Here is a 24,302-nt window from a genome sequence, read left to right as displayed (position 1 = left end):
AAACAACACCCATTTAGTGCTAAAATTACGAAATGTTTCTTGAAAATACGGTAAATCATAAAGAACAATTTGGTTGGATTGAAGTCATCTGTGGCTCCATGTTCTCTGGTAAAACCGAAGAATTAATTCGTCGATTGAAGCGGGCAAAATTTGCGCGTCAGAAAGTTGAAATCTTTAAGCCCGCGGTAGATACACGTTATGATGAAGAGATGGTCATTTCTCACGACGCCAATGAGATTAGGTCTACGCCAGTGCCTGCCGCCGACAATATTCCTATCCTTGCCGATGGCTGTGATGTTGTTGGTATTGATGAGGCTCAGTTTTTTGATGATGAAATAGTACGTGTATGCAATGACCTAGCCAATAAAGGCGTACGTGTTATTGTTGCTGGATTGGACATGGATTTTAAAGGCAATCCTTTTGGGCCCATGCCAAATCTCATGGCTACTGCCGAGTACGTGACCAAAGTCCACGCCATTTGTACCAAGACTGGAAATTTAGCGCAATACAGTTACAGAAAAGCCCAAAGTGACGACCTTGTTTTGTTGGGTGAAGTTGATGAATATGAACCTCTAAGCCGTGCCGCTTTTTACAAAAGCATGTTGCGTGAAAAACTGCGTAATATGAAAGTCAATGACGCGCAGGAAGTAACCAAAGACGAAAAGAAAACCAATGCCTAAGGCGAAGGAAACTGTATTGGAAATTGACCTCAAAGCACTTGAGCACAACTACCATTTTTTAAAATCTAAACTTAAGCCGAACACGAAGTTTTTAGCTGTCGTTAAGGCTTTTGCCTATGGAAGTGATTCAGCTACTGTGGCAAAAAAGCTTCAGGATTTGGATGTCGATTACTTTGCCGTAGCCTACGTTAATGAAGGTGTTGTTTTACGAGACTCTGGTATTACAAAACCCATTTTAGTTCTGCATCCTCAGCCCGTAAATTTTAAAACATTGATTGAACGTTGTCTAGAGCCAAGTCTTTACAATGCCAAGATTTTAAAAGAATTTATAGCCGTTGCTGATGCGGAAAATCAAACCAATTATCCAGTTCATATAAAATTTAATACGGGCTTAAATCGATTAGGCTTTTGGGAATCTGATACCGATTATATTTCGGAACATTTAAAGGCAACAAAGGCTGTAAAAGCAATTTCTGTCTTTTCGCATTTGGCCGCAAGTGAAGATTTAACTGAAATCGATTTTACCAAAACCCAAATCAAAAATTTCACAGCAATAGCCGATGATTTGTCTTCAAAATTAGGCCATACGCTTTGGAGACATTTGTGCAACACATCTGGCGTTCTCAATTATCCTGAAGCCCATTTTGACATGGTGCGTTGTGGGATTGGTTTATATGGTTTTGGCAATGCTCCGGAATACAATACAGAACTAAAACCAATAGCAACCTTAAAGTCTGTGATTTCGCAAATTCATAAGATTGAGCCTGAGGAGTCTGTTGGGTATAATCGTGCTTACACCTCAAATGGCTATGAGAAAACAGCGACCATTCCAATTGGCCATGCTGATGGTATTTCAAGGCAATTTGGATTAGAAAAAGGAGCCGTTTTTATACAAGGAAAAAGTGCTCCAATTATCGGGAATGTGTGTATGGATATGATTATGGTCAATGTTACAGGTATTGACTGTACAGAAGGTGATGAAGTCATTGTTTTTAATGCCAACCATACTGCTTCTGAGTTTGCCTCAACTGCAAATACCATTTCTTACGAAATTCTTACAGCGATTTCTCAGCGTGTTAAGAGAACCTTTCTCCATTAATTTCTCGAGGTAAAATGTTAATTTCAATCAATTGTGTTAAAATTTTAACTAAATTGAACACCATTAACTAACAAAACCCGTAAAATTATGCTTAAAGAATTTAAAGAGTTTGCCATGAAGGGCAATCTTGTCGACATCGCTGTCGGTTTTGTAATGGGCGCCGCGTTTAATAAGGTGGTCGCTTCATTTACAGGAGGAATAGTCTCTCCTCTTATTGGATTGCTGTTCGATACAGATTTCAAAGACATGAAATACATTATGGAAGAAGGCACAGTAAACGAAGCCGGTGAGACCGTTGGAGAAGTTGCTCTTTTATACGGAGAGTTTTTAACCAACGTGTTGGATTTTATCATCGTAGCATTCGTTATGTTTATGGTCGTAAAAGGCGTTAACCGCATGAAGAAGAAAGAAGAGCCAGCTCCAGAAGCTCCTGCAGGACCAACAGAAATTGAATTATTGCAAGAAATCAGGGATTCCCTGAAAAAATAATAGAGTTTAGCAACCGCTACACTACATGTTTAATCAAACCCTGACTTAACAGTCAGGGTCTTTTTTGTTATAATTTTTAAAAGAACAAACAAATCGATAATCAAAACTATATTTTTACACTTTAAAACAAAAAATGACATGAAAATAGCCGTCGTTGGTGCCACGGGTTTAGTAGGTGGCGTTATGCTTAAAGTACTGGAAGAACGCAATTTTCCACTTAATGAATTATTATTGGTTGCCTCAGAGCGTTCTGTTGGGAAACAGATGCAATTTAAAGGACAACCTATTGATGTCATTAGCATTCCCGATGCTATTAAACAGAAACCAGACATTGCTTTGTTTTCAGCTGGAGGAAACACGTCGTTAGAATGGGCGCCAAAGTTTGCCGAAGCTGGGACTACGGTAATTGACAATTCCTCAGCTTGGCGTATGGACCACGGTAAAAAATTAGTGGTTCCAGAAATTAATGCTTCGGAATTAACAAAAAACGACAAGATTATTGCCAATCCTAATTGCTCTACTATTCAAATGGTCATGGCTTTGGCCCCATTGCATCGTAAATATAAAATCAAACGGATTGTAGTGTCTACCTATCAATCTGTTTCGGGTACAGGTGTAAAAGCCGTTGAACAATTGGAAAATGAAATTGCAGGCGTTAAAGGCGAAATGGCTTATCCATATCCTATTGCAAAAAATGCCATTCCACATTGTGATGTGTTTGAAGAGAACGGCTACACCAAAGAGGAAATGAAACTTGTGCGCGAAACACAAAAGATTCTAGATGACCGAACAATTGCTGTTACGGCAACAGCAGTAAGAATCCCAACCGCGGGCGGTCACAGTGAGGCTGTGAACGTAGAGTTTGAAAACGATTTTGATTTAGCGACTATTAGAACATTACTCAGAGAAACCGACGGTGTTACTGTTCAAGATAATTTAGAGTCCAATACCTATCCGATGCCAATGTACGCCAACGGTAAAGATGATGTGTTTGTTGGACGACTACGACGAGATGGCTCCCAACCCAATACGTTAAATATGTGGATTGTTAGTGACAATTTAAGAAAAGGCGCCGCTACCAATACGGTTCAAATTGCTGAGTATTTGGTAAATCACAATCTGGTTTAAAGCATTTCAATTCTAAAAAATATCTTAAAAAAGCACGCTTGACTCATCCAAGGGTGCTTTTTTGGTTAATTTTAGAGGATTTTAAACCGAACCAAAAATGAAAAATTTACTTGTAGCACTATTAGTGCTCGTATTGCTTATGTCTTGTAAGAACGAACCTGAAAACCAAAGAGAACCCATAGTTATGTCTTATCCTGAAACTGCCACGGTAGATACAGTAAATACATACTTCGGGACTGAGGTAAAAGACCCTTATCGTTGGTTAGAGGATGACAGAAGTGCTGAAACTGAAGATTGGGTTAAGCGACAAAATGCCGTAACTCAAGACTATTTAGCTAATATCCCTTATCGAGACGAGTTAAAAGACCGTCTATCAAAATTATGGAACTACGAAAAAATCGGAGCGCCATTTAAAGAAGGGGATTATACCTATTATTATAAAAATGATGGTCTTCAAAATCAGTATGTGATTTATCGCTATAAATCGGGTGACGACCCAAGTACTGCTGAAGTATTTTTAGACCCTAACACATTTAAGGAAGACGGTACCATTTCTTTGGGAGGCGCAAGTTTTTCTAAAAATGGAAAATTATTGGCTTATGCCATTTCTGAAGGCGGTAGCGATTGGCGAAAAATCCTCGTTATGGATACAGAAACGAGAGAACTTGTCGAAGACACCTTGGTCGATGTAAAATTCAGTGGTATGTCGTGGTATAAAAATGAAGGGTTCTACTACTCCAGCTACGACAAACCTAAAGGCAGTGAATTATCAGCAAAGACCGACCAACATAAAGTGTACTACCACAAATTAGGTACAAAACAATCTAATGATGAATTAATTTACGGAGGCACGCCAGAACAAAAACACCGCTACATCTATGGTGGTGTTACGGAAGACAATCGCTATCTCATTATTACACCTCGTGTGTCTACCTCGGGAAATAAGCTATTGATTAAAGATTTAACGAAGCCTAACTCCGATTTTGTGACCATTTTAGACCACACGGACAGTGATTCAAACATCATTGAAAACGTTGGGTCTAAACTCTACATAATGACCAATCTTGGAGCACCAAATCAAAAGGTGGTGACCGTAGATGCATCGAACCCTCAACCTGAAAATTGGGTGGATTTTATTCCTGAAACCGAAAACGTCCTTAGCCCGTCAACTGGTGGTAGTTATTTCTTTGCAACCTATATGGTCGATGCGGTTTCAAAAGTCCTTCAATATGATTACGACGGAAAATTAGTCCGCGAAGTAAAACTGCCAGGTGTTGGTTCAGCTGGAGGTTTCGGCGCTGAGGATGATGACAAAGAGTTGTATTATTCATTTACTAATTATGTAACTCCAGGAAGTATATATAAATACAATATTGCTGAAGGTACTTCAGAATTATTCAGAAAGCCAGATATCGATTTCAATCCAGACAATTACGAAAGCACTCAGGTGTTTTACACGTCTAAAGACGGAACAAAGGTACCGATGATAATCACGCACAAAAAAGGAATTGAACTGAATGGTAAAAACCCGACTATTCTTTACGGATATGGTGGTTTCAATATCTCACTCACGCCTGGATTTAGTATCACGAACGCCGTTTGGATGGAGCAAGGCGGTATCTATGCCGTGGCCAATCTTAGAGGTGGTGGCGAATACGGAAAAGCATGGCACGATGCGGGTACCCAAATGAAGAAACAGAACGTGTTTGATGATTTTATTGCTGCAGCCGAATATCTTATTTCAGAAAATTATACCTCATCCGATTATCTCGCTATACGTGGTGGTTCAAACGGAGGTTTGTTAGTCGGTGCCACTATGACCCAACGTCCAGACCTTATGAAAGTAGCTCTACCAGCAGTTGGCGTATTGGATATGTTGCGTTACCATACATTCACTGCAGGAGCTGGTTGGGCCTACGACTACGGTACAGCTGAAGACAGTAAGGAAATGTTCAATTACCTTAAGGGCTATTCTCCGGTACATAACGTCAAAAAAGGTGTTGAATATCCAGCAACTTTAGTCACAACAGGTGACCACGATGACCGTGTTGTGCCGGCACATAGTTTTAAATTTGCCGCTGAACTACAAAGTAAACAAGCAGGAGGCAATCCAACGCTTATCCGTATTGAGACCGATGCGGGTCACGGCGCCGGAACTCCAGTAAGTAAAACTATAGAGCAGTTTGCAGATATCTATGGCTTTACTTTATATAATATGGGCTTTGATGTTCTTCCGAGCAAGACCAATGAGAAGGTTAAAGATTAACAACCCACAATCTTAATAGAAAACTGAAAACCCACTTAACTAAGTGGGTTTTCTCTTTATTCTCTTGTTTAAATGAACTAATATATTTCTATTTGGTTCTAAACAATTACCCCTAATTCGTAAGAATTAAACCGCTGTCAATTCCAAAACGGATCAGCTCTTTAATATTTTTGGTGTCCGTGATATCAAATAGTTCTCGCTTATGGCTTTTAATGGTATTTAAAGACACGTTTAAAGCCTCAGCTAACTCATCATCATTTTTGTCTGCGTGTGTATAGAAAGCCTGAAGCAAATCAAGTTTTCGTTGGGTGAAGACCATATTATTAACTCTTATTTTTGAAGTGCTCCCATTGCCTAAAACCTTATTTTTAAAATTATAACAATCTATAATGGTTGATTTGATAAGTGAAAGAGAACTGTCCTTTCCCAAAAAAACATCAACCCCTTTTTGAAGTGCGACATTTTTAAAATAGCTTCGATTCATCGAGCTTAGGGCAATTATAGAAAACGAAAAAGCACTACTCTTCATTTCTGAAATATAGTCTAAGGCGCTTTTGCCTTTAAAATTGACATCGAGAATAAGGACGTCAAATGAGCTGGTTGAGCACCGCTCCAATAACGCCTCAATAGTATAGCATTGACATATAACAGACATTTCTTCATACTGATTTAAGCTTTCACTTAGAGCCTCACAAAAAAGCCTATTATCATCTGCTACCATAATTTTAATCAACTTCATCAATAGGTATTTTAATTGTTACTAGTGTTCCTGTTTTTTTTGATGAACTAATTTCAAATTCGCCATTTAAATTATGAACTCTTTTTTTTATTCCGCTTAATCCGTAGGAATTACTTCTCTTTTCCTTAATCTCAAAACCGACGCCATTATCTCTAACACTGATTTCTATTTCGGTTGAATTGGTATTTTGCATCAGCAAGCTTATTTCTGTGGCTTGAGCATGTTTAATAGCATTGGTTAACAATTCAGAAATGATGAGATAGATTTGATAGCTAAAAGGCTGAGGCAATTTTTTATTCTCTATGGCAAAATTACTATTGATATCAATATCCGTGATAGCACTGAGTTTCTCAGATAGTTCTGTAAGATTCGCATTGAGATTTTCCGCATTTATTTTAGGCGCATACAGATTGTTGAGCAAGGTTCGGTAATCTTTATAGAACATGGTAATGATCTCCTCTATTTTTTCCGAGCTTCGTTGCGTTTTTTGGTTTAATCTTAATCTAATAGCTTCCAAATAACCGCCAAATGTATCATGTACATTATTCAGCATGGTGTTTCTCTCTTGCTGTTGTATAAGTAGTGTTTTGTTTGAAAAATCTGATTGTAGTTGTAAATTCTGTACCTGAAGAACTTCCGCCAACTTCTTCTTTCTCAGAATTTCAGAAAGTATGTAATACGTTATTATGAAAAGCTCAATAGACGTTGCCACGTACTGAGCTGAGTCGATCAAAAGACCGTAGGAAATGGACATATCCACGCTAGGATTATAGAAATTTCTTAATTGATAGATAAATAATGGGGCAATAAAAGCTAAGGTGAGGTATTTCGGAACTCTATTTTTAAATGATAATAAAATATGCATAACAACAAGAAAGATCAACTCCAAGCTTAAAATAATCCATGTATAAACCTTAAGGTTGTTTACTTCAAAGTCAAAATATGTTACCATAAACAAAACAATAAGACTACAATTGATGACAATGACTGTCTTTAGAGATAGCACAACATAATTTGGCATTTTCTTTTTCCCGTAAAATTTTAAAAGAAAGAGAACTAGACTAGTAATCCCTATGACCTGAATAAGGCTTTTAAAATAAACCACAAAGAAGTAAGTATTACCCCAAAAATATTTAGCGCCTACATCCTTATAAGCCAATAGATCTATGATTGAACATAGAATAAGCAAACCGTACCAAAAGTAGCTTTGGCGATTTTCGTTGAAGAATATAAGTAGGTTTATGGCCAAAAGTATCATCAGAAACATTGTGAGACTAGATGTTGTGTAGGCATCTTGCTTCAAAAATTCTACAAATTGATATTCTCCTAGAAATAAGAATTTGAAGGTGAAAAGAGAAACACTGTTATTCAGCTTTATGAGCAAGCCCAAATTTGTCCCTTTTTCAATACGCCACGTAGGCAAACGAAAATTAATATGATCGTTAAAATTACGTTCGTATCTGTTATATCTATACAAATCAATAAGCGAGTCCTTCTCTATCATGAAGGCCTGAGAAGAATTAAAATACTGATGCCAAATTGTAAAGTAATGAGTGTTTTCTAGTTCTTTGGGCAATTTTATATAGAGCCAAACGGTTTTGTTCTTTTCGAAACTATGGTAAACCTTCTTACCCGTACTTATATTAAATTTTCCGTCTTTAAGAAGTCTGAAGGCCACATCCTTATCTGTAATCTCTTCCTTACTATTAAGTAAAAAAGCGTGTTGCTGTATGTCGTAGTCGTCAATGCTTTTCTTTGAGCAAGAATAAACACATAATAACAGTAGGTTTAGAAATAGGAGTCGCTTCATTTATTTTAAAAAACCACACTAAAGTATGGCTTTTTGACAAACCGCACGCTCTACTTTTAACAAATCAATTGACAACAATGATCCCCAAATACAAATCAGAGTTTCTATCTATAGTGCAAGACAATGATATTATGGTTCAAGAGTGGACCAAAACACCATTGACTGAAAGCATTTTTAAAGAGGAGCTAAACATTTTCCTACAATACTTTAAGCAGATTAAGCCCAGAGGCGTACTTTGGTTACAGGAACATTTTGATTTAGAAATTCCAGAAGACCTTTACTTCTGGATTGAAAAACACATATTGGTGCCTCAATACAAAGCCGGATTACGGAAACTAGCCTTTACCATACCTAAAGCGCAGCACGCCCACCTTTCAATTATTGATTCCTTTAATGAAGTCAATTCCGTATTGCAACCGCGTTACTTTCTCAGCAAAGACAAAGCGATACAATACATAAATTCAGAGAAAGAAAAAGATACGATAATCAGCCCCAATTACTCCGTAAACAGAACCATTGACAAAACCGAAATTACGCTGCAGGTAGATCACAAACATTTACCGCACGCCATAAGGCATTTAGACAAGCTGAAATCCCAATTTGTATTTAGAATGGAGCGGAAATCCCAATTCGATGACTTGACGCTGCGTGAGCTTGAAGTCCTTAAGGACATCTGTAGAGGAAAGACAACAAAACAAATTGCAGAGGATTTGTTTTTGTCTGAAAACACGGTAGCAACGCATCGAAAATCAATAATTAAAAAACTGAATATTAATAACTCACAAGACTGGAGAGACTATGCGGACGGCTTCTTGTAAAATACCCACTTTTGGGTATTGAGCGGCATAGTCACATTACTCTATATTGCCAGAGTCCAAATTTATCATGATGAAAAAAAATCTGATTTTCATATCTGCTTTCAGCTTCTCGCTTGTTTATGCACAAAAGACAGATTTCTCTAAGCACTTCCGTATTAGTACCAAGCAGATGGATGGAACTTTAAAAACCAACCGTGGATTGGGTTTGGTTTAGGCATAGATTTATAAATATTTAAAACTAAATAAAATGAAAAAAATAAAAATTTTAACCATTACACTCTTCCTTGTGATTTCAAACTCACTTTTTGCCCAAGACAAACAAAATAATCCGACCTGGGAGGAGACGATAGAGTTTCTTCAAAAATACATTTACCAAATCGAAAGCGTATATTTTTATGGGTTAGATGAGAAATATCTCAAAAATGGAAGGTTGATTATCTGGTCTACTGGTATTCCTTACGGTAATCCTAGCCTAATTTTAGACAGACATTATGACACTTGGTCCATGAGTGGAGGAACTAATGCTTACTACAAAAGGTATTATCAATTAGAAGATGGTATTTTCCCTTTTAAATTTCTAACTGCAGCAGAGAATTTGGGTTCTAATGGTCTAACGTTGAAGTTGTCGAAAAAAATTCCTATTAAATTTTATGAGAAAACGAATTATTATAATAAGGGCAAGATAGAAGAAGGATGGCAAAACGAAATGTATGATTCTTTTCGTATCACTTTTCATGAAGATTCAGAACTAGTGCCACGTCTAATTAAGGCTTTTAAACACCTTGCCTACCTAGCAACAGAGAAAAGAAAACAAGAACGAGAAGCAAGCGGAGATAAATTTTAAAACCAAACATATTATGAAACACCTATTAATCCTTTTAACGGTAGCCATTAGCTTATCTTACACTACCAAAAATACAAACAAAGAAACAGCAGACGGTTATTATTACTACGCTTATGCCAGTCTTGATAAAGACTATAAACACGTGTACATTACACCAGTTTTGTTTATCCCAAAATCTAAATGCGATATGGAAGACCCCAGGTCTGAATATGGTATTAGCAATCAATTCAATGACTACATAAAGGCAGAATACAATGGTATCATCTACAAAGTTGAAGGAAAGGTATACAACAGTTGGACATTTAGCGAGGCGGATGCCGTAAAATCAAGAAGAGAAACCATGAAATTATATAAGTCCAATACTAAAATTGATGACTTTAAATATTTATGCGATTAAAAAATATCTGTTACCTAAATAAAACAAGATGAAAAACACACTAACACTTTTATTTCTAATGACAGTTTTTACATGTTTAGGACAAGCCAGTGCAGGAATAGAAAAACAAGATTATGATGGGAGAATCGCTTGGTTTGCTGTTAATAAACACAATAAAAAAGTAATTATTGAGTACAAACTAATCACAGATAAATGTAATGGAGAACCAATAGAAACTATAAAAACTAAAATAGTAATACCCCATAAAAGACAATATTTACAGCATTTTAAAAACGGGGATTGCTATGGAGGAAAAAAATTATATAATAAGTGTATAGTATTATCTAAAAAGTTTATTGACTAAACAAATAATGCAAATTTAAATTCATCAACGCTTGTTAAAGCATTTTTATTTTCTTTAAATAATAACATAAACATCCTTAAAATCTGATTTTAATGAAAAAAGCCTTCGTAGTTATATATGTGATACTAACAAGTTTAACAGTTTTTCCCCAGGAAAAACAGAACCATGCTACTTGGGAGGAAACAGTTGCATTTATTGATAAATATATAGCGAAAGCTTCTTTATTGGAATTAAATGCGATGAACAATACTTACAAGATTAACAATTTTAATGTCAGCATAAATAATGACCTGCTTAAAATTACAATTAATCAGTATAGTAAAGAATCTTTTAAATACGGATATGACAGGACGCATAAGATTTATAGAACTCAATTAAATTATAACCTTACAGATTTAGTTAGTTCAAAATGGATGTATTTACATTTCAGAAAAAGCCAATTGGTCACGATTAATGGGAAAAATAACGTTTCAGGAAATATGGACTTTACACACGATGAAAAGTTAAAAAGCTTCAAAATTACTGGTTTTGATGATGCAGACTTGAAGGATAGATTAAATAAAGCCTTCAAACACCTTGCCTATCTAGCAACAGAAAAAAGAAAGAAAGAACGAGAAGCAAGTGGAGAAAAATTTTAAAAAACAATCTTGGCTCAGGTTTGGGCTTGGTATAGGTTTAAAAACAATTAATCTAAATAAAATGAAAACAACAAAGATTTTAGTAACCTTACTCATTTTTACTGTTTCAACTTCACTGTTTACCCAGGAAAATACCGGTTATGCAGTCGTATCATTCACTACAAACGGTGCATTGACCTGTGAAAACGGTGTCATAAATCTGGTAAGTCAACCTGTGCCAATTTCATTGGATGGTAATAAAAACATCATAAAATTTTCTTTAGAAACACAATTTCTTAACTGGCTATATGAGTATGATAGGGAGAACTTCAAACTGCTAAAAAATTCAAATGCAAATAGTAGAGGCGTTGTTTTTCTTGGAAATACAGCAGACGATGTTATGGGAAAGGCTAAAGGATATGGGCTTTATTCTGAATCTACTGCATATTGTAAGGGCAAAATAAGAACTATCACTATAGAAAATTTTGAAAGTTTTGATGTAACAACTAGCGTGTATGACCATATAAATTCGGACAAACAAGATATGCTAAGAAAATTTATTAAGTATGTTCCTAAATAAATATACCCATCAAAAGGTTTAATTAAAAATGGAGCATATGACTATTTCTAGCGTCAAGTTATACAAAGAAGAATGGAATTAATATCGTTGATACCACCTTTTTTAAGCGCGACTAACCACGCAACAACTAATCTAAAAAATTGTTTCTAAAATAATTGTTATGAAAACCATATACACTTACATTCTAATCTTCTGTACATTCTTATGCGCCAACAGCCAAGAACATGATTTTTTCATTACGCTTTTAAACACTATAGAAGACACAGAGACAGAAGCGCTTCGCATCCCTATTACATATATGCATAATGAAACCTTAGATGCGACAAAATTTTACCACCATCGTCACTTCCCCATGCTCAAAGGATGTGGAGGCTTTAATAAAAAATCATTTACCTTAACAGGTGCCACAGATTGCGGTACCAATCTGTGGCTCGCCAACTTACCAGTAGACCTCACGGGGCAAAATTTAACCAACGCCTTCCGTTTTGAAATGACCTTTAGCGTTGAGCAAGAGAGTTTTAAGGCTAAAGAAGGCTGGCCAATTATGGTAATGCTAGGTAATTCCCCAAAGGGATATACCTACCTAATGATTGATAACAACGGACACCCAGTAGTTGGCTACAGGGATAATGATGGGTTTCATGATACCGTCTCTTTTGATGGAGACCATAAGCTCGATTTTACAAGGTCTAACACCGTCGTTTTTACCTGGTTGAACAATGGCTATCACCGTTTACAACTCAACGATTATGCCGTGATTATGCCAAAAGACTCAGAAAAAGAGGACCTTATACCTGTTTACGGTTTAAGCAACAGAATTTCAACAAAAGATATTCTGCATATAGAAGAGGTAAAACTAGAATCTATTCCTATATATACCGAAGAGTACGACAACGCCTATTTGCTGAACTGGCAAACCATTGATACAGAAATAAACAACTATCTAAAAGAAAAACAACCTAGCGGATTTGACAACGGATTTGAATATCGCTTCGTCACTCACCACAAGCATCCTTATGAGGACACTAAAAGAATCCTTTATGCTCAAATTAGAGGGTATGAGTATAGCATGCTTGGTAATGAAATAGTGCAGTATGAGGCTATAAAAATTATACTTGATGCTAATGGTGACGTAGTCTCAATATCACAAGATTTATAAATCCCCTCACTATGAAAATATGTTTACTTTTTATATTAATTCCTTTAATAGGTTTTAACCAAACTCAAATTGGAAGCGATATTGATGGAGAGTTCGACGGAGATAGATCAGGAGTATGTTCCATTTCAGGAGATGGCAATCGAATTGCCGTGGGTGCCTCAAGAAACGATGGTACAGGTTTCAATGCGGGGCACGTTAGAGTTTATGAACTTCAATCCGGCAATTGGGTGCAAATGGGGCAAGATATAGACGGCGAAGCGAGTAATGATTTGTCTGGAACAGCTTTGAGTCTATCTCATAATGGAAACAGAATTGCTATTGGCGCCCCTCAAAACAGTAGTTCTGGTACAAGCGCTGGACACGTGAGGGTTTATGAGCTACAGACCAACACTTGGGTGCAGATAGGACAAGATATCGATGGCGAATCTTCAGGGGATGATTCTGGCGAAGCCGTGAGTATTTCGGGGGATGGTAATCGCGTAGCTATAGGAGCAAGGCAAAACGACGGAAATGGGGATCGCTCGGGTCAAATTAGAATTTACGAATTACAATCCAATAATTGGGTGCAGCTAGGAGCAGATATTGATGGGCAAGCTACGCTTGATTTTTTCGGTTGGTCGGTCTCTATTTCGTCCGATGGTTCCCGTGTCGCAGCTAGTGCTATCAACAATGATACTAACGGGTCCAATTCTGGTCAAGTTAGGGTTTTTGAGTTTCATGACAATGATTGGATACAATTAGGTGGCAGTATTAATGGAGAAGGAGAACAAGATCAGTCAGGTTTCTCATTGAGCCTTTCAGCTAATGGTAATATTGTTGCTATAGGCGCAAATCGCAATGATGGTAATGGTTCAAACGCAGGGCACGTTAGGGTTTTTAAATTGCAGTCTAATAATTGGGTTCAATTAGGTCAAGATATAGATGGAGAACTTGCATCAGATTTATTTGGGGAAGCCCTTAGTTTATCTGACAGCGGTAACCGAATAGCTATTGGTGCACCATTCAATGACAGCTTAGGAGATGCGTCTGGTCGTGTAACTATATATGATTTTCAAAATAACAGTTGGACACAAGTCGGTACTTATATCGATGGTGAAGCTCCAGAAGACTTTTTCGGGCAATACCTTGAAATGTCATCTGATGGTGAGCGGATAATTATTGGTGCCATTCAAAATTCTGGTTCTGGTTCATTTCAAGGCCACGCTCGTGTTTTTGATCTTCCCCAACCCACATTAGACATAAATAGTTTCTTGTTAGAAACAGTAAGAATCTATCCTAATCCCACCAAAGACGTTCAAACGATTTCCTTACCCATTGGTCTAGAATTAGAAGGTATTAACATCTTTAATAGTTTGGGCCAAAAAGTATTGCATAGTAAAAAATCAAACCTAAATTTAAATAAACTCTCCCCTGGCACATACGTATTAGAAATAAATACATCTAATGGTAAAGTCTTAAAAAAAATCATTAAAGAATAAAGTCTAGCTATTAATTTTGAGGGTTACGCGATTATTATTTTAGACTTTAGACCTCTCTTGTTTTTATAACCAGAGAGGTCTTGTTATTTTTGAATTATGCTTCGTGTCGACAACCTTCATTTTAGTTACGGGAAAACCGAAATCCTAAAGTCTATTAATTTCAATTTGAAAGCGAGGCGGCATATGTCCATCATTGGCGAAAGTGGCTCGGGAAAAAGTACACTTCTGAAGTTAATTTATGGCGAATTGGACGCCAACAAAGGGCAAGTATTTTGGAGAGACACCGAAATCCTCGGGCCAAGTCATAACCTCGTTGTGGGCTATGACTTTATGAAGTACGTCACTCAAGAATTCGATTTGATGCCCTTTATTTCAGTTGAAGACAACATCGCCAAACACCTGTCTCGTTTTTATCCTGAAGAACGCTTAGAGCGCGCCCATGAACTTATAAAAGTTGTAGAGCTCGAAGAATTTGCACAGACCAAAGTTAAAAACCTAAGCGGTGGTCAAAAACAACGTGTGGCTCTGGCACGTGCCCTAGCCAAACAACCCGAAATCCTACTCCTCGATGAACCCTTCAGTCATATCGATAATTTTAAAAAACAGTCACTCCGGCGAAGCATTTTCAACTTTCTGAAATCCAAAAACATTGCCTGTATCGTCGCCACACATGACCGCAATGATGTGCTTGGTTTTGCTGATGAGGTTTTGGTGTTGCATAATCAAACCGTTCTAAGACAAGACACGCCGCAACAGCTGTATCAGTCTCCTAAACATCCAAAAATTGCTGCCTTTTTTGAGGAATTTAATGTCATTGACGGCGAGATTTACTATGCCCATCAGTTAAAGATTGTGGAGTCTTCAAACATGCAGGGTGTGGTAAAGGGCTGTTATTTTAATGGTCGGGGTTGGTTGGTTGAATTGGATGTTAATAATGAAATGCGCATTGTGGAACACTCAGATTGTCTTGAAATCAATTCTCTACACTATTTCTCTTACTAACATTATTTATCAAACCGCTTCAACAAAGCCGGCAAATAAAAGATGTCCGTAATCAAGGCAATCGCTACAGTTACGGCACACAGTAATCCGAAATCTCTAACCGATGGTACGGCACTCGATGCGATAATTAAAAAACCGCCGACTAAGGCAATGGTTGTAGAGATTAAAGCGCCACCGGTGTAATGCATGGCATTGTTCATTCGCTCTTCAGGCGTTCCCGAAATATATTTACTGCGCCTATATTTATGAACCAAGTGAATTGTATCGTCCATAGCAATCCCCAGCATGATCGGTGTAATCATGGCTGTGGTTACATCTAAGGGAATATCCAATAGACTCATAAAAATTGCCAGAATTGCTAAAGGCAAAATATTAGGAATAAGCACAAGTAAGGTTGTTCTCAGATTTTTAATGAAAATCCAAAGACACAAAAAGGCCACAAAAAAGGCCGCAAAGAACGACTTGAATTGGGTTTCCAAAATAAAATTATTCAACTGCGCAAAAACGACTGCAAAACCGTTGATTTTTAAGCTATACTTTTCCGCGTTGAATGTAGATTGAAACGCAGTTTCGATATCTTCGAGAACCTGCTCCAATTCCGAAGTACGCATTTCCATCAGGGTCATGGTGACGCCCGCTGAGGACGTGTCTTCAGATAATAATTTAAAGAAGCTATTGTCACTGGCGTCCACTTCGGCCAAGGTGCTTTTAATTTCCGCCTCCGAGACGTTAGATTGAAACAACACCGGAGTGCGCTGTTCCAAAAACGATTTAATGGAGATGATAGAAACAGGGTTTGAAATCAACGGATTTTCCTCCAATTGAGTTTGAAAAGCTTCAATCTGCTTTATCGCCTCTTTACTCAAGACCGTGCCATTTTTAGCTGTAATATTAACTTGAAGTCTATTACTACCACCAAGCTGGGTTTCTACCGCCCTCAAATCGTCCTTGGCTTTTCCTTCGGCAAGAAGGTCTCTAGAATTAGTGTCAATCTTAACTTGAAAAACAGAATAAATACCAAATAAAAGCAAAGCCGTGAACCCAACAATCAACGAGGTTTTATAGCGTGATGTGAATGCGTTTAACCAATTAACGAATTTGGTTTGTGAAATGGTCTTAAGTTGAAGGATAGGTTTGGATTTTTCAAAATTCAAACTGATAAAGCTAAAGCCAATGATTGTAATCACGTAGACCAGGAAAAAGCTAAATATTAAGCCGATACAGGTGAAAATGCCCATGTTTTTAAAGGCAGGCAATGGAGAAATGTACAACGCAAAATAACCAACAAATGTGGTCAATGTAGTATAAAAGCAAGGTGTTAGACTTTTGCGAATAGCTAGTGTAATCAAATCAATTTTAGAGAGTTCATTACTTTGTGAAAGCCCTTCTCTATGGTAAATATTTATGACATGCACTGCGTCACTAACACTATACACCAACAGTATCGTGGGGATAAGCATCGAAATCATATTCAAGGCAAAACCAAGCGACGTAATTAACCCAAAAAGTAAGCTCACTGGCACGGCTACCGATAGCAAAGCAATGAGAAGATATTTTCTACTCGGTAAAAGAAACAGCAACAACAATGTAATCACTAGAACCGTTAAAATCCCAAAGGTTAAACTCTCTTTATAAATGCCTTTACTATACGCCTCATTGAGAACGGGCGGACCCGTGAGGTAGTAGTTTGAATAGGATTTATCGATAATCGACTTTACTTCTGCCGCAATGGCCTGGCGCTCTTGCTCTATGATTGGCGTTGGTTTCATCTGAATATAAAAAAGTAGGTTTTTATTATCGTGGGTAACCAATTGTGCGGTAATGTTCGGTAATTTTGAAAAGAGATTTTTCATCCCTTTTTCGCTTCGTTTAGGATTGTAGAGGTCATCAAATCGAATGGAATTATTCGCGTAAATAGGGTATTTCGCCTTCGCCAAACTAAACGTGGTCTCTACATAATGCAAGGCATCCATGTCCTTGTGAAGCTTTTTGAGTTTATTTACAGCTTTTTCTGAAAGGGCGTTTTCCGATGGAAGCATAACCACAAAAATTTCGTCGGACCCAAAGCGTTCCTGAAAATCGATATACGCCTTGTAACTTGGGTCGTCTTCTAAAAACCATATGCTGAGGGAATTATCTACGCTCAGTTTATTCAGCGTTTGATAACCAGAAAATCCCATAGCAATGGCTAGGATAGTAATAATAGCTAACCTGAATCTTATAATAAATGCTACTATGGGTTTAAGTGTTTTCATGCTTTTTTTCTGGATACTAAATTCTATACCCGCCAGGTTTTAAAACCTTGCGAGACTCATAAGGTTTCTATCTGCCTAGGAATGACACTATTTCCAATCACATAAGCACCAAAACGCCCATGGTGCGAAAGGCTCAAATTCAATTTATGGGTTCCTAGATCTATAGATGGAATTCCAAAGTTGTCCTTCAAAATTTCGAATTGTTTTTTTGGAATTGAATGTGCCTGAGTTACCGATTTTAAAACCTTAGCTTTCAAAATTCTGCTTTTGGTTTTTACAGATTCGTTTTCAAACTGAAGAACTTTCGATGTCATTGATTTCTTTTCAAACGACGCTTCAGACAAGACATAATCTTCTGTAATTTTCGAATTTACATAGCATTCAAAATCTTTGAATTTTACTGTTCCTGACTGCTTTTCAATATAACATTCAAAACGTTTCGGATTATAAAAGCGACTTGGATAACACTGTGTGTATAATTTATACGCTGACTCCTTCATGCTCCACAGGCGCCAAACCATTTGTTCTTTTTCGGTGGAATTAGTAATATAACCTTGTTCTTTTCGTGTGAAAATTTTATCGAGATATCGAGGCCGTTTCCAATTGGATTGCGATTGTGCGAGTTTTAGGTCCACAATATCGTTACCAATCATTAGGCTTCAATTTTAGAATTTACGATGGCCATGGCTGATTTTACATCGAGCATTTTTTCCATGTCTTCGTTCTCCAATCTAATATCGAACTCGTCTTCAATATCGAGAATGATATCTACCAGATTCGCCGAATTGATTTTAAGGTCGTTGACAAAATCTGTGTCTTCGTTGAGGTTTGCAAACGCCTCTTCATCTTGGATATAAGGCGCTACTATGGTTTTAAGTTTGGCAATAAGGTCTTCGTTCGTCATGAGCGATTTTTAAGGGTAAAGTTAAGGTTTAAATGTTTTTAAAATGACACAGGCGTTGACATCTCCAAATCCGAAACTCGCCTTAGCCATTGTATTGAAATTAAGCGCTTTTGCTATGATTGGAATTTTACGTTTATCTATTTGGGCTTCAATATCTGGGTGAATGTCGTCACAATTGATACTCGGGGCTACAAATTGCTTGTGTAATTGAATAACCGAAGCAACACACTCTATAGCACCTGCCGCCGCCAGACAATGGCCTGTCATTGATTTTGTAGAATTGATGTACGGGAAATCATCGCCTTTTCTACCCAAAGCTTTGGTCCAGTTTTCAATTTCTAAGGCGTCTTTTGAGGTGGCTGTAAGGTGACCGTTAATTACATCAATTTTAGAAGCGCTAATGCCCGAATTTTCTAAGGCTTTAGAAATACACCGTATCACGGCCTCTGCATTTGGCGCTGTCAAAGTACCGCCTTGGCGTTGCCCACCAGAATTGACTTCACCACCCAACACCTCAGCATAGATTTTTGCACCACGCTCTGATGCGCTTTCCAAAGTTTCAATAACTAGCGCTCCCGAACCACTTCCTGGCACAAAACCCGAAGCACTTTCACTCATAGGGCGTGAAGCCTCCTGAGGTGAATTATTATGTTTATAGGTCATTACTCGCATGGCATCAAATCCGCCCCAAATATATGGGCCATGGTCACTACAACTCCCCACTAACATACGCTTGGCTTTACCAGATTGAATGCGGTCAAAACCCATAATCAGGGCTTCCGTACCTGTTGAGCATGCCGATGAGTTCGTGGTCACTTGATTTCCCAGTCCCAACATGCCAGATAGAAAAGCGCTCACACCACTGGTCATGGTCTGAACAACTACTGTGCTTCCCAAACGCTTTACCCGGCCATCATCTAGCTTGTAAATTGCTTCCCTGAATTTTTCAACACCTGATGTTCCCGTGCCAAAAATGAGACCTGTTTCGTAATCTAATTCGCTGTGGGGATTCATATCAAATCCTGCGTCTTTCCAGGCATCAATTCCCGCCATACATCCATATAGAATCCCAGAGCTATTGAAGCCTCGCAATTGTAAATCAGTAAAATAGTTTGATTTGAGGTCGTCCGTGACTTCGGGAATTCCTCCTATTTGACAGGAGAAGTTTAAATCCTTCAATTCTTGATAAAAACGTATGCCTGATTTGCCTTGTTTGAGGGCTTCAGTAAATTCCGAATTGCCAACACCGTTTGGTGCAACAACGCCTAATCCCGTAATGACGACTCTTTGTTCTGACATACTTTACTTTAGACTTTAAACATTCCTGAAATGAATCCTCGTGCCACCAACTTGCCTTCTTCATTCCGCATTTTGACTTTGCATTTTAACTTATTGAATCGAAAAACCTCCTTTTCGGAAACCACCATTACTTTTTCTTCAGGTAGTACAGGCAAGTAGAAATCCATTTGATGGGAGGTCAATGCGATTTGAGGATTAATGTCTTCTTTGAGATCATCCTTCAAGAGATAAATACCCAAACAAACCAACCCGATTTGTGCCATACACTCGGTGAGGATGACGCCAGGCGTAACAGGATTATTTTTAAAATGGCCTTTATAGAATGATTCGTCTTTATTAAAGGTGTAATATCCCGTGATACTGTCTTCTGAAATGGTGTCAATGCCGTCTACGAATAGAAATGGTTTTTCGTAGGGTAATAATGCTATGATTTCGTTTGTATTCATAAGTCTTCTTCAAAAATGGATTCCTGCTTTCGCAGGAATTACAGACATTGGTTGTTTTACGATAAATGCTCTCCGCCATCCACAGGGATTAAAGCTCCGGTAATCCAAGCCGCTTCATTTTTACACAACAAATAAACGGCATTGGCAATGTCCTCAGGCTGTGTTAACCGATGGTTTGGGTTTCGTTTTAAGGTGTGTTCAATAATTTTGTCGCTACCCGGAATCAGACGTAATGATGAGGTATCCGTAACACCTGCTTGTATACAATTTGCCTTTATTCCAAAAGGCGCAAATTCTAGTGCGATATTTCTTGTAATTGCCTCAAGCGTAACTTTTGCTGCTGAAACCGCCGCATAGTTTTGCCATGCTTTTGAATTGCCTTCACTTGTAAAGCTTATGATTCTTGTGTCGGATGCAAAAAAGTTGGCGTCAAAAATTGCTTTTGTCCAATCGTATAAACTGATGCCCATAGCGCTTATAGTTAAAACGAAATCATCATATTTTAATTCAGGCTTGCTTTCTGAGGTCATAGGTTTCAAATTGCCTTTGGCAACGCTGTGAACTAATGTTTTTATTTTATGTTGGTCTCCAAATTCAGATTTTAACTCATTGATGATGGCTTCTCGTTTTTCAGATTTAAAAGCGTCAACGTTAAAGGATTTAAACCGTATGCCTTCTTGTTTTATAATCTCAAATTCGGATTGAATGGCTTCTTCTTGCAGTCTAGGATTGCGGTGAATAATGCAAATATTCATCCCGTGCCTGGCTAGCTTTTTTGCTGTTGCCAAGCCTAAACCAGAGCTTCCGCCAAGGATGAGCGCCCATTGATTTTTATTTTGAAATTCTTTTATCATTTACGTTCTAATTATAAGATGCTGAAACGATCCCGACATTTCGGGACAGCATGACAAGACTAATGTTGTTACCATTCCAACAATATGCGTTGTGCGGAAAAGCCTGGTCCAAAACTCAGCATAATCCCTTTGTCTCCTTTTGGCAAATCTTTATCTATAAAACGTTCTAAAACGTATAAGACTGTTGCGCTACTCATGTTACCGTACAAGCGTAAAACTTCTTTGGTGTCGTCTATATTTTTCCCTAAATCCCCGAACAAATCTTCCACCGTCTGTACAATTTTTTTGCCTCCTGGATGAAATACCAAATGGTCTATGTCTTCTATAGTCAAATCATTTTTTTCCAAAAATGGATGAATGATTTTTGGAAAATGATCCGCAATAGTCTGTGGTACCGATTGGTCTAGCACCATTTGCAGGCCAGTGTTTCTCAGTTTAAACCCCATCATGTGATTCGCGTCATAAAAATGATACATGGCTTCGTCTTTGATTTCCGGTCCAGACTCATCTTCATGCGAGGACAAAATAACACTGGCGCATCCGTCCCCAAAAATGGCTGCACTCACAATATTCACCATGGAATAATCGTCTAGCTGAAATGTGGCTGTGGGCGATTCAACAGCAATAACCGCCGCCCGCTTATTTAGGTTTGCCTTTAAAAAATTTTTCGCATAAATAATTCCTGAAACTCCTGCTGCGCATCCCATTTCAGTCACTGGAAGTCTGACGACATCTTGCTTCATCTTTAAGCTATTGATTAAATATGCGTCTAGCGAAGGAATCATGATTCCTGTGCAACTTACCGTAATTATGTAATCTATATCCGTTGGTTTCAGATTGGCTTTGTCTAAAGCTTTAATCAAACTTTTTTCTGCCAGCTTAATGCTTTCCCTGATATAGATGTCATTTTTTTCTTCAAACGACGTCTTTAGAAAAACCTCTTCCGCATCCATAATGGAATAGCGCCTGTCCACTGCGGCATTCTCAAAAATCTTCAGCACTTTACGCTTAAAGCGTTCTTCTTGACCTTGAAGCCAAAACTCAACAAACGGCAATATGTCCTTTGTTTCTCTTGTATGTTTTGGTAGCTGTTTGGCTACTGATGTGATGCGTACTGCCATATGTATTTCCTGCGCCCCGAAGCTTCGGGAGCAACAGTCTTATTAATTAATATTTGTATTATCAAAAACACCCCTAAAGTCCGCTCGAGGGGACACTAGAGGTATTAAAATTTAACTCCAAATCAACCACTGATATCGGAATGCCCATTTCCAGCGGATTTGTGATTCTGAATCTATCTGTTTGGATAATTGCTCTAAATCTTCACGTTTAAATGCTCGCAAAATTGAGGTTAATCCATCTTGTTTAATCATTTCGTTTGAAATAGTTAGCCCCAACAACTTAAATAAAACATAAGCTATCTTACTTCTGTGCAAGTCATTAACGACTACGCCCAATACCGCACTGTTGGCTAATTGTTTCGATAGTTTTTTTAAATCCGCTGTCTCAAAATGATGTAGAAACAAGGTCGCTAGAGCGATATCATATCTCAATTCTTTAAAAGACTCTGAGAAAATATCCTTGTTTTTAAAAGTGATTTCAGGATACTCTGTTGACAGTTCAGATGCATAGTCAATAGCGTCTTGGTTGGCGTCAATTCCTATTAATTGAAACTTATAGTCCTTCTTTCGCCCGTAATCTGCAATCAATCTAAGGATATCTCCATGACCGCATCCCAAATCTACAATCGTATACGTGTTGTCTTTAGGCTGGCCTTTTAAAAGTTGCTTTAAGCCATCTAAGGTAATGCGATTACCTCCTAGCCATTTATTGATTTGCCCTAGCTTATCCAACGTGTCGCGCAACACATCACCTTTCATGGAAAAGTCATCCATAATTTCGGTTTCGTTACTTCGGTATGAGGTGTCTATGAGCATATCTATTCTTTAATGTCAGACATAATTGGTTCTGAAAACCTCACAGGTCTCATTATGGACCCATGCGTCATTCTTATAATTTTTGGCAACAGAAATGGAAACCAGCGCAACACCAACAATAGCTTAGGGGCCAACCAATTTTGGCGAAATAGGTAGGCTATACCATGCCCCACGTTTAGCCGAAATGAAAATTGTTGCTTCCATGCTTTGCTGTAGGTATTTTCTAGTTGCTTTCGGGTTTTAATTTTTCCTTGAAGATAATCAATAATTACGCTAGAGGCTAATTGTGCGCTTCTAATTGCCATACCCATACCATTGCCACAAAGCGGGTGAATCATCCCTGCGGTGTCGCCACACATCAACATATGGTTTTCAATGGTTGGTTTGGTTTCGAACGAAATCTGACTAATAGTCAATGGGTTTTCAAACTGAGGTTTTGATTCTGAAAACAGGGCGTTCAATTCCTTGTTTTTAAACAGTACTTGCTCTTGAAAATCTTCAATAGTCTTGAATTTTTTGAAGGCTTCAAACGACGTGATGTAGCACAAATTAATATGGTTGTTTTCCACTTTTGAAACCCCGCAATAACCGCCTTCAAAATTATGAAGCGCTACTTTATCTTCGGGGAAATCTCCTGCGACATGTGTCTTAACAGCTAGATATGGCGATTTTTTTTGAATGAATTTTCGCTGAAACTTTACATCCAAGCTAGAGCGTTTTCCATAAGCACCGATAACCAAATGAGATGTTACAACTCCATTCTTCTGCGTTTTAATTTTGAAATAATCATCTTCATATTCAACATTTTCAACTACATCTTGAAGCACTTCCACTCCAGCTTTTATCACGAGTTTATAGAGTTGAAAATCGAGCTCGTAACGACTCATCCCAAAGCCCCCTAAAGGTAATTGTGCGGTTATGGTCTTGTTGTTGTGCGTGGTTAATTCAAACTTAGAAATATCTTTTGCGCCGAAATCAAACGGATTAAATCCGAATGATTTTAAATAGGGCAAAACTTCGTTAGAAACATATTCGCCACAGACCTTATGATTAGGGTAGCTGATTTTTTCCATAAGCAAAATATCCGAAACGCCAGTATTAGCCAAGTGCAAAGCGCTTGTTAAACCAGCTAAACCGCCACCGATAATTACTATTTGC

Annotated in this window: 25 protein-coding genes; 14 read left to right on the top strand and 11 right to left on the bottom strand. The window is 37.9% G+C overall.

Annotated elements, in window-relative coordinates; all coding sequences use genetic code 11:
- Positions 1–32: 32 nt before the first annotated feature.
- The 5 genes from ACFOSX_RS03460 (at position 33) to ACFOSX_RS03440 (ending at position 5,662) form a co-directional block, all read left to right on the top strand.
- On the top strand, positions 33–680 hold the full coding sequence (locus ACFOSX_RS03460; RefSeq protein WP_386097051.1) for a thymidine kinase: 648 nt from the start codon (positions 33–35) through the stop codon (positions 678–680).
- A complete protein-coding gene (alr, locus tag ACFOSX_RS03455; protein ID WP_386097049.1) occupies positions 673–1,779 on the top strand; it encodes an alanine racemase in 1,107 nt (368 codons plus the stop codon). Before ACFOSX_RS03460 ends, alr begins: the two co-directional genes overlap by 8 nt.
- Before the next feature lie 87 nt (positions 1,780–1,866).
- Positions 1,867–2,268 carry a large-conductance mechanosensitive channel protein MscL gene (mscL, locus tag ACFOSX_RS03450; protein WP_386097047.1) on the top strand — a complete coding sequence of 134 codons (402 nt, stop codon included), beginning with the start codon at positions 1,867–1,869 and terminating at the stop codon, positions 2,266–2,268.
- 138 nt (positions 2,269–2,406) lie between these two features.
- Positions 2,407–3,396: an aspartate-semialdehyde dehydrogenase gene (locus tag ACFOSX_RS03445; RefSeq protein WP_386097045.1), complete on the top strand. Its 990-nt coding sequence runs from the start codon at positions 2,407–2,409 to the stop codon at positions 3,394–3,396.
- 97 nt (positions 3,397–3,493) lie between these two features.
- Complete coding sequence (locus ACFOSX_RS03440; protein ID WP_386097043.1) at positions 3,494–5,662, top strand: prolyl oligopeptidase family serine peptidase; 2,169 nt, start codon at positions 3,494–3,496, stop codon at positions 5,660–5,662.
- A gap of 112 nt (positions 5,663–5,774) precedes the next feature.
- Here ACFOSX_RS03440 and ACFOSX_RS03435 read toward each other — a convergent pair whose 3' ends face one another.
- Positions 5,775–6,401: a response regulator transcription factor gene (locus ACFOSX_RS03435; protein ID WP_386097041.1), complete on the bottom strand. Its 627-nt coding sequence runs from the start codon at positions 6,399–6,401 to the stop codon at positions 5,775–5,777.
- Positions 6,388–8,211: a sensor histidine kinase gene (locus ACFOSX_RS03430; RefSeq protein ID WP_386097039.1), complete on the bottom strand. Its 1,824-nt coding sequence runs from the start codon at positions 8,209–8,211 to the stop codon at positions 6,388–6,390. Before ACFOSX_RS03430 ends, ACFOSX_RS03435 begins: the two co-directional genes overlap by 14 nt.
- 77 nt (positions 8,212–8,288) lie before the next feature.
- Between ACFOSX_RS03430 and ACFOSX_RS03425 the strand changes: the two genes are divergently transcribed.
- From ACFOSX_RS03425 to ACFOSX_RS03385, 9 genes are all read left to right on the top strand, one after another.
- Positions 8,289–9,029 carry a response regulator transcription factor gene (locus ACFOSX_RS03425; RefSeq protein WP_386097037.1) on the top strand — a complete coding sequence of 247 codons (741 nt, stop codon included), beginning with the start codon at positions 8,289–8,291 and terminating at the stop codon, positions 9,027–9,029.
- Positions 9,030–9,276: 247 nt separating this feature from the next.
- A complete protein-coding gene (locus ACFOSX_RS03420) occupies positions 9,277–9,873 on the top strand; it encodes a hypothetical protein (protein WP_386097035.1) in 597 nt (198 codons plus the stop codon).
- Positions 9,874–9,886: 13 nt separating this feature from the next.
- Positions 9,887–10,270: a hypothetical protein gene (locus ACFOSX_RS03415; protein WP_386097033.1), complete on the top strand. Its 384-nt coding sequence runs from the start codon at positions 9,887–9,889 to the stop codon at positions 10,268–10,270.
- 28 nt (positions 10,271–10,298) lie between these two features.
- Positions 10,299–10,613 (top strand): hypothetical protein, encoded by a 315-nt coding sequence (locus ACFOSX_RS03410; RefSeq protein WP_386097031.1) that lies wholly within the window; start codon positions 10,299–10,301, stop codon positions 10,611–10,613.
- A 92-nt stretch (positions 10,614–10,705) separates the two neighbouring features.
- A complete protein-coding gene (locus tag ACFOSX_RS03405) occupies positions 10,706–11,251 on the top strand; it encodes a hypothetical protein (RefSeq protein ID WP_386097029.1) in 546 nt (181 codons plus the stop codon).
- 61 nt (positions 11,252–11,312) lie between these two features.
- The gene (locus ACFOSX_RS03400; RefSeq protein ID WP_386097027.1) at positions 11,313–11,810 is read left to right on the top strand and encodes a hypothetical protein; all 498 of its coding nucleotides are present in this window, start codon (positions 11,313–11,315) and stop codon (positions 11,808–11,810) included.
- A 160-nt stretch (positions 11,811–11,970) separates the two neighbouring features.
- Positions 11,971–12,969, top strand: coding sequence for a hypothetical protein (locus tag ACFOSX_RS03395; protein WP_386097025.1), 999 nt, complete (start codon positions 11,971–11,973; stop codon positions 12,967–12,969).
- A gap of 11 nt (positions 12,970–12,980) precedes the next feature.
- Entirely contained in the window at positions 12,981–14,447 is a 1,467-nt protein-coding gene (locus ACFOSX_RS03390; RefSeq protein ID WP_386097023.1) for a T9SS type A sorting domain-containing protein, read from the top strand.
- Between the two features lie 96 nt (positions 14,448–14,543).
- Positions 14,544–15,449: an ABC transporter ATP-binding protein gene (locus tag ACFOSX_RS03385; protein WP_386097021.1), complete on the top strand. Its 906-nt coding sequence runs from the start codon at positions 14,544–14,546 to the stop codon at positions 15,447–15,449.
- Positions 15,450–15,451: 2 nt separating this feature from the next.
- Here the strand turns inward: ACFOSX_RS03385 and ACFOSX_RS03380 are convergent, their stop codons facing one another.
- The 9 genes from ACFOSX_RS03380 to ACFOSX_RS03340 all read right to left on the bottom strand — a co-directional run bounded on the left by ACFOSX_RS03380 (position 15,452) and on the right by ACFOSX_RS03340 (position 24,256).
- Entirely contained in the window at positions 15,452–17,704 is a 2,253-nt protein-coding gene (locus tag ACFOSX_RS03380) for an efflux RND transporter permease subunit (RefSeq protein ID WP_386097019.1), read from the bottom strand.
- Between the two features lie 56 nt (positions 17,705–17,760).
- A complete protein-coding gene (locus ACFOSX_RS03375; protein WP_386097017.1) occupies positions 17,761–18,357 on the bottom strand; it encodes a 4'-phosphopantetheinyl transferase family protein in 597 nt (198 codons plus the stop codon).
- Positions 18,357–18,608: an acyl carrier protein gene (locus ACFOSX_RS03370; RefSeq protein WP_386097015.1), complete on the bottom strand. Its 252-nt coding sequence runs from the start codon at positions 18,606–18,608 to the stop codon at positions 18,357–18,359. Before ACFOSX_RS03370 ends, ACFOSX_RS03375 begins: the two co-directional genes overlap by 1 nt.
- 21 nt (positions 18,609–18,629) lie before the next feature.
- Positions 18,630–19,907, bottom strand: coding sequence for a beta-ketoacyl-[acyl-carrier-protein] synthase family protein (locus ACFOSX_RS03365; protein WP_386097013.1), 1,278 nt, complete (start codon positions 19,905–19,907; stop codon positions 18,630–18,632).
- 8 nt (positions 19,908–19,915) lie between these two features.
- Positions 19,916–20,353, bottom strand: a complete 438-nt coding sequence (locus ACFOSX_RS03360; RefSeq protein ID WP_386097011.1) for a 3-hydroxyacyl-ACP dehydratase FabZ family protein — start codon at positions 20,351–20,353, stop codon at positions 19,916–19,918.
- Between the two features lie 56 nt (positions 20,354–20,409).
- The gene (locus tag ACFOSX_RS03355) at positions 20,410–21,207 is read right to left on the bottom strand and encodes an SDR family oxidoreductase (protein ID WP_386097009.1); all 798 of its coding nucleotides are present in this window, start codon (positions 21,205–21,207) and stop codon (positions 20,410–20,412) included.
- A gap of 68 nt (positions 21,208–21,275) precedes the next feature.
- A complete protein-coding gene (locus ACFOSX_RS03350) occupies positions 21,276–22,328 on the bottom strand; it encodes a type III polyketide synthase (protein WP_386097007.1) in 1,053 nt (350 codons plus the stop codon).
- A 111-nt stretch (positions 22,329–22,439) separates the two neighbouring features.
- Positions 22,440–23,144 (bottom strand): methyltransferase domain-containing protein, encoded by a 705-nt coding sequence (locus ACFOSX_RS03345; protein WP_386097005.1) that lies wholly within the window; start codon positions 23,142–23,144, stop codon positions 22,440–22,442.
- A gap of 2 nt (positions 23,145–23,146) precedes the next feature.
- On the bottom strand, positions 23,147–24,256 hold the full coding sequence (locus ACFOSX_RS03340; RefSeq protein ID WP_386097003.1) for an NAD(P)/FAD-dependent oxidoreductase: 1,110 nt from the start codon (positions 24,254–24,256) through the stop codon (positions 23,147–23,149).
- Positions 24,257–24,302: the final 46 nt, after the last annotated feature.

Origin of the sequence: Winogradskyella maritima, assembly GCF_042650215.1 — a bacterium.
Lineage (GTDB): Bacteria > Bacteroidota > Bacteroidia > Flavobacteriales > Flavobacteriaceae > Winogradskyella > Winogradskyella maritima.
Note: the sequence above shows the minus strand (reverse complement) of the source record. Positions and strands in the feature narration are given on the sequence as shown.

What these genes read in the sequence shown, in the direction of transcription:
- ACFOSX_RS03460 (WP_386097051.1), top strand. Translation starts at nt 33, where the DNA reads ATGTTTCTTGAAAATACGGTAAATCATAAAGAACAATTTGGTTGGATT.
- alr (WP_386097049.1), top strand. Translation starts at nt 673, where the DNA reads ATGCCTAAGGCGAAGGAAACTGTATTGGAAATTGACCTCAAAGCACTT.
- mscL (WP_386097047.1), top strand. Translation starts at nt 1,867, where the DNA reads ATGCTTAAAGAATTTAAAGAGTTTGCCATGAAGGGCAATCTTGTCGAC.
- ACFOSX_RS03445 (WP_386097045.1), top strand. Translation starts at nt 2,407, where the DNA reads ATGAAAATAGCCGTCGTTGGTGCCACGGGTTTAGTAGGTGGCGTTATG.
- ACFOSX_RS03440 (WP_386097043.1), top strand. Translation starts at nt 3,494, where the DNA reads ATGAAAAATTTACTTGTAGCACTATTAGTGCTCGTATTGCTTATGTCT.
- ACFOSX_RS03435 (WP_386097041.1), bottom strand. Translation starts at nt 6,401, where the DNA reads ATGAAGTTGATTAAAATTATGGTAGCAGATGATAATAGGCTTTTTTGT.
- ACFOSX_RS03430 (WP_386097039.1), bottom strand. Translation starts at nt 8,211, where the DNA reads ATGAAGCGACTCCTATTTCTAAACCTACTGTTATTATGTGTTTATTCT.
- ACFOSX_RS03425 (WP_386097037.1), top strand. Translation starts at nt 8,289, where the DNA reads ATGATCCCCAAATACAAATCAGAGTTTCTATCTATAGTGCAAGACAAT.
- ACFOSX_RS03420 (WP_386097035.1), top strand. Translation starts at nt 9,277, where the DNA reads ATGAAAAAAATAAAAATTTTAACCATTACACTCTTCCTTGTGATTTCA.
- ACFOSX_RS03415 (WP_386097033.1), top strand. Translation starts at nt 9,887, where the DNA reads ATGAAACACCTATTAATCCTTTTAACGGTAGCCATTAGCTTATCTTAC.
- ACFOSX_RS03410 (WP_386097031.1), top strand. Translation starts at nt 10,299, where the DNA reads ATGAAAAACACACTAACACTTTTATTTCTAATGACAGTTTTTACATGT.
- ACFOSX_RS03405 (WP_386097029.1), top strand. Translation starts at nt 10,706, where the DNA reads ATGAAAAAAGCCTTCGTAGTTATATATGTGATACTAACAAGTTTAACA.
- ACFOSX_RS03400 (WP_386097027.1), top strand. Translation starts at nt 11,313, where the DNA reads ATGAAAACAACAAAGATTTTAGTAACCTTACTCATTTTTACTGTTTCA.
- ACFOSX_RS03395 (WP_386097025.1), top strand. Translation starts at nt 11,971, where the DNA reads ATGAAAACCATATACACTTACATTCTAATCTTCTGTACATTCTTATGC.
- ACFOSX_RS03390 (WP_386097023.1), top strand. Translation starts at nt 12,981, where the DNA reads ATGAAAATATGTTTACTTTTTATATTAATTCCTTTAATAGGTTTTAAC.
- ACFOSX_RS03385 (WP_386097021.1), top strand. Translation starts at nt 14,544, where the DNA reads ATGCTTCGTGTCGACAACCTTCATTTTAGTTACGGGAAAACCGAAATC.
- ACFOSX_RS03380 (WP_386097019.1), bottom strand. Translation starts at nt 17,704, where the DNA reads ATGAAAACACTTAAACCCATAGTAGCATTTATTATAAGATTCAGGTTA.
- ACFOSX_RS03375 (WP_386097017.1), bottom strand. Translation starts at nt 18,357, where the DNA reads ATGATTGGTAACGATATTGTGGACCTAAAACTCGCACAATCGCAATCC.
- ACFOSX_RS03370 (WP_386097015.1), bottom strand. Translation starts at nt 18,608, where the DNA reads ATGACGAACGAAGACCTTATTGCCAAACTTAAAACCATAGTAGCGCCT.
- ACFOSX_RS03365 (WP_386097013.1), bottom strand. Translation starts at nt 19,907, where the DNA reads ATGTCAGAACAAAGAGTCGTCATTACGGGATTAGGCGTTGTTGCACCA.
- ACFOSX_RS03360 (WP_386097011.1), bottom strand. Translation starts at nt 20,353, where the DNA reads ATGAATACAAACGAAATCATAGCATTATTACCCTACGAAAAACCATTT.
- ACFOSX_RS03355 (WP_386097009.1), bottom strand. Translation starts at nt 21,207, where the DNA reads ATGATAAAAGAATTTCAAAATAAAAATCAATGGGCGCTCATCCTTGGC.
- ACFOSX_RS03350 (WP_386097007.1), bottom strand. Translation starts at nt 22,328, where the DNA reads ATGGCAGTACGCATCACATCAGTAGCCAAACAGCTACCAAAACATACA.
- ACFOSX_RS03345 (WP_386097005.1), bottom strand. Translation starts at nt 23,144, where the DNA reads ATGCTCATAGACACCTCATACCGAAGTAACGAAACCGAAATTATGGAT.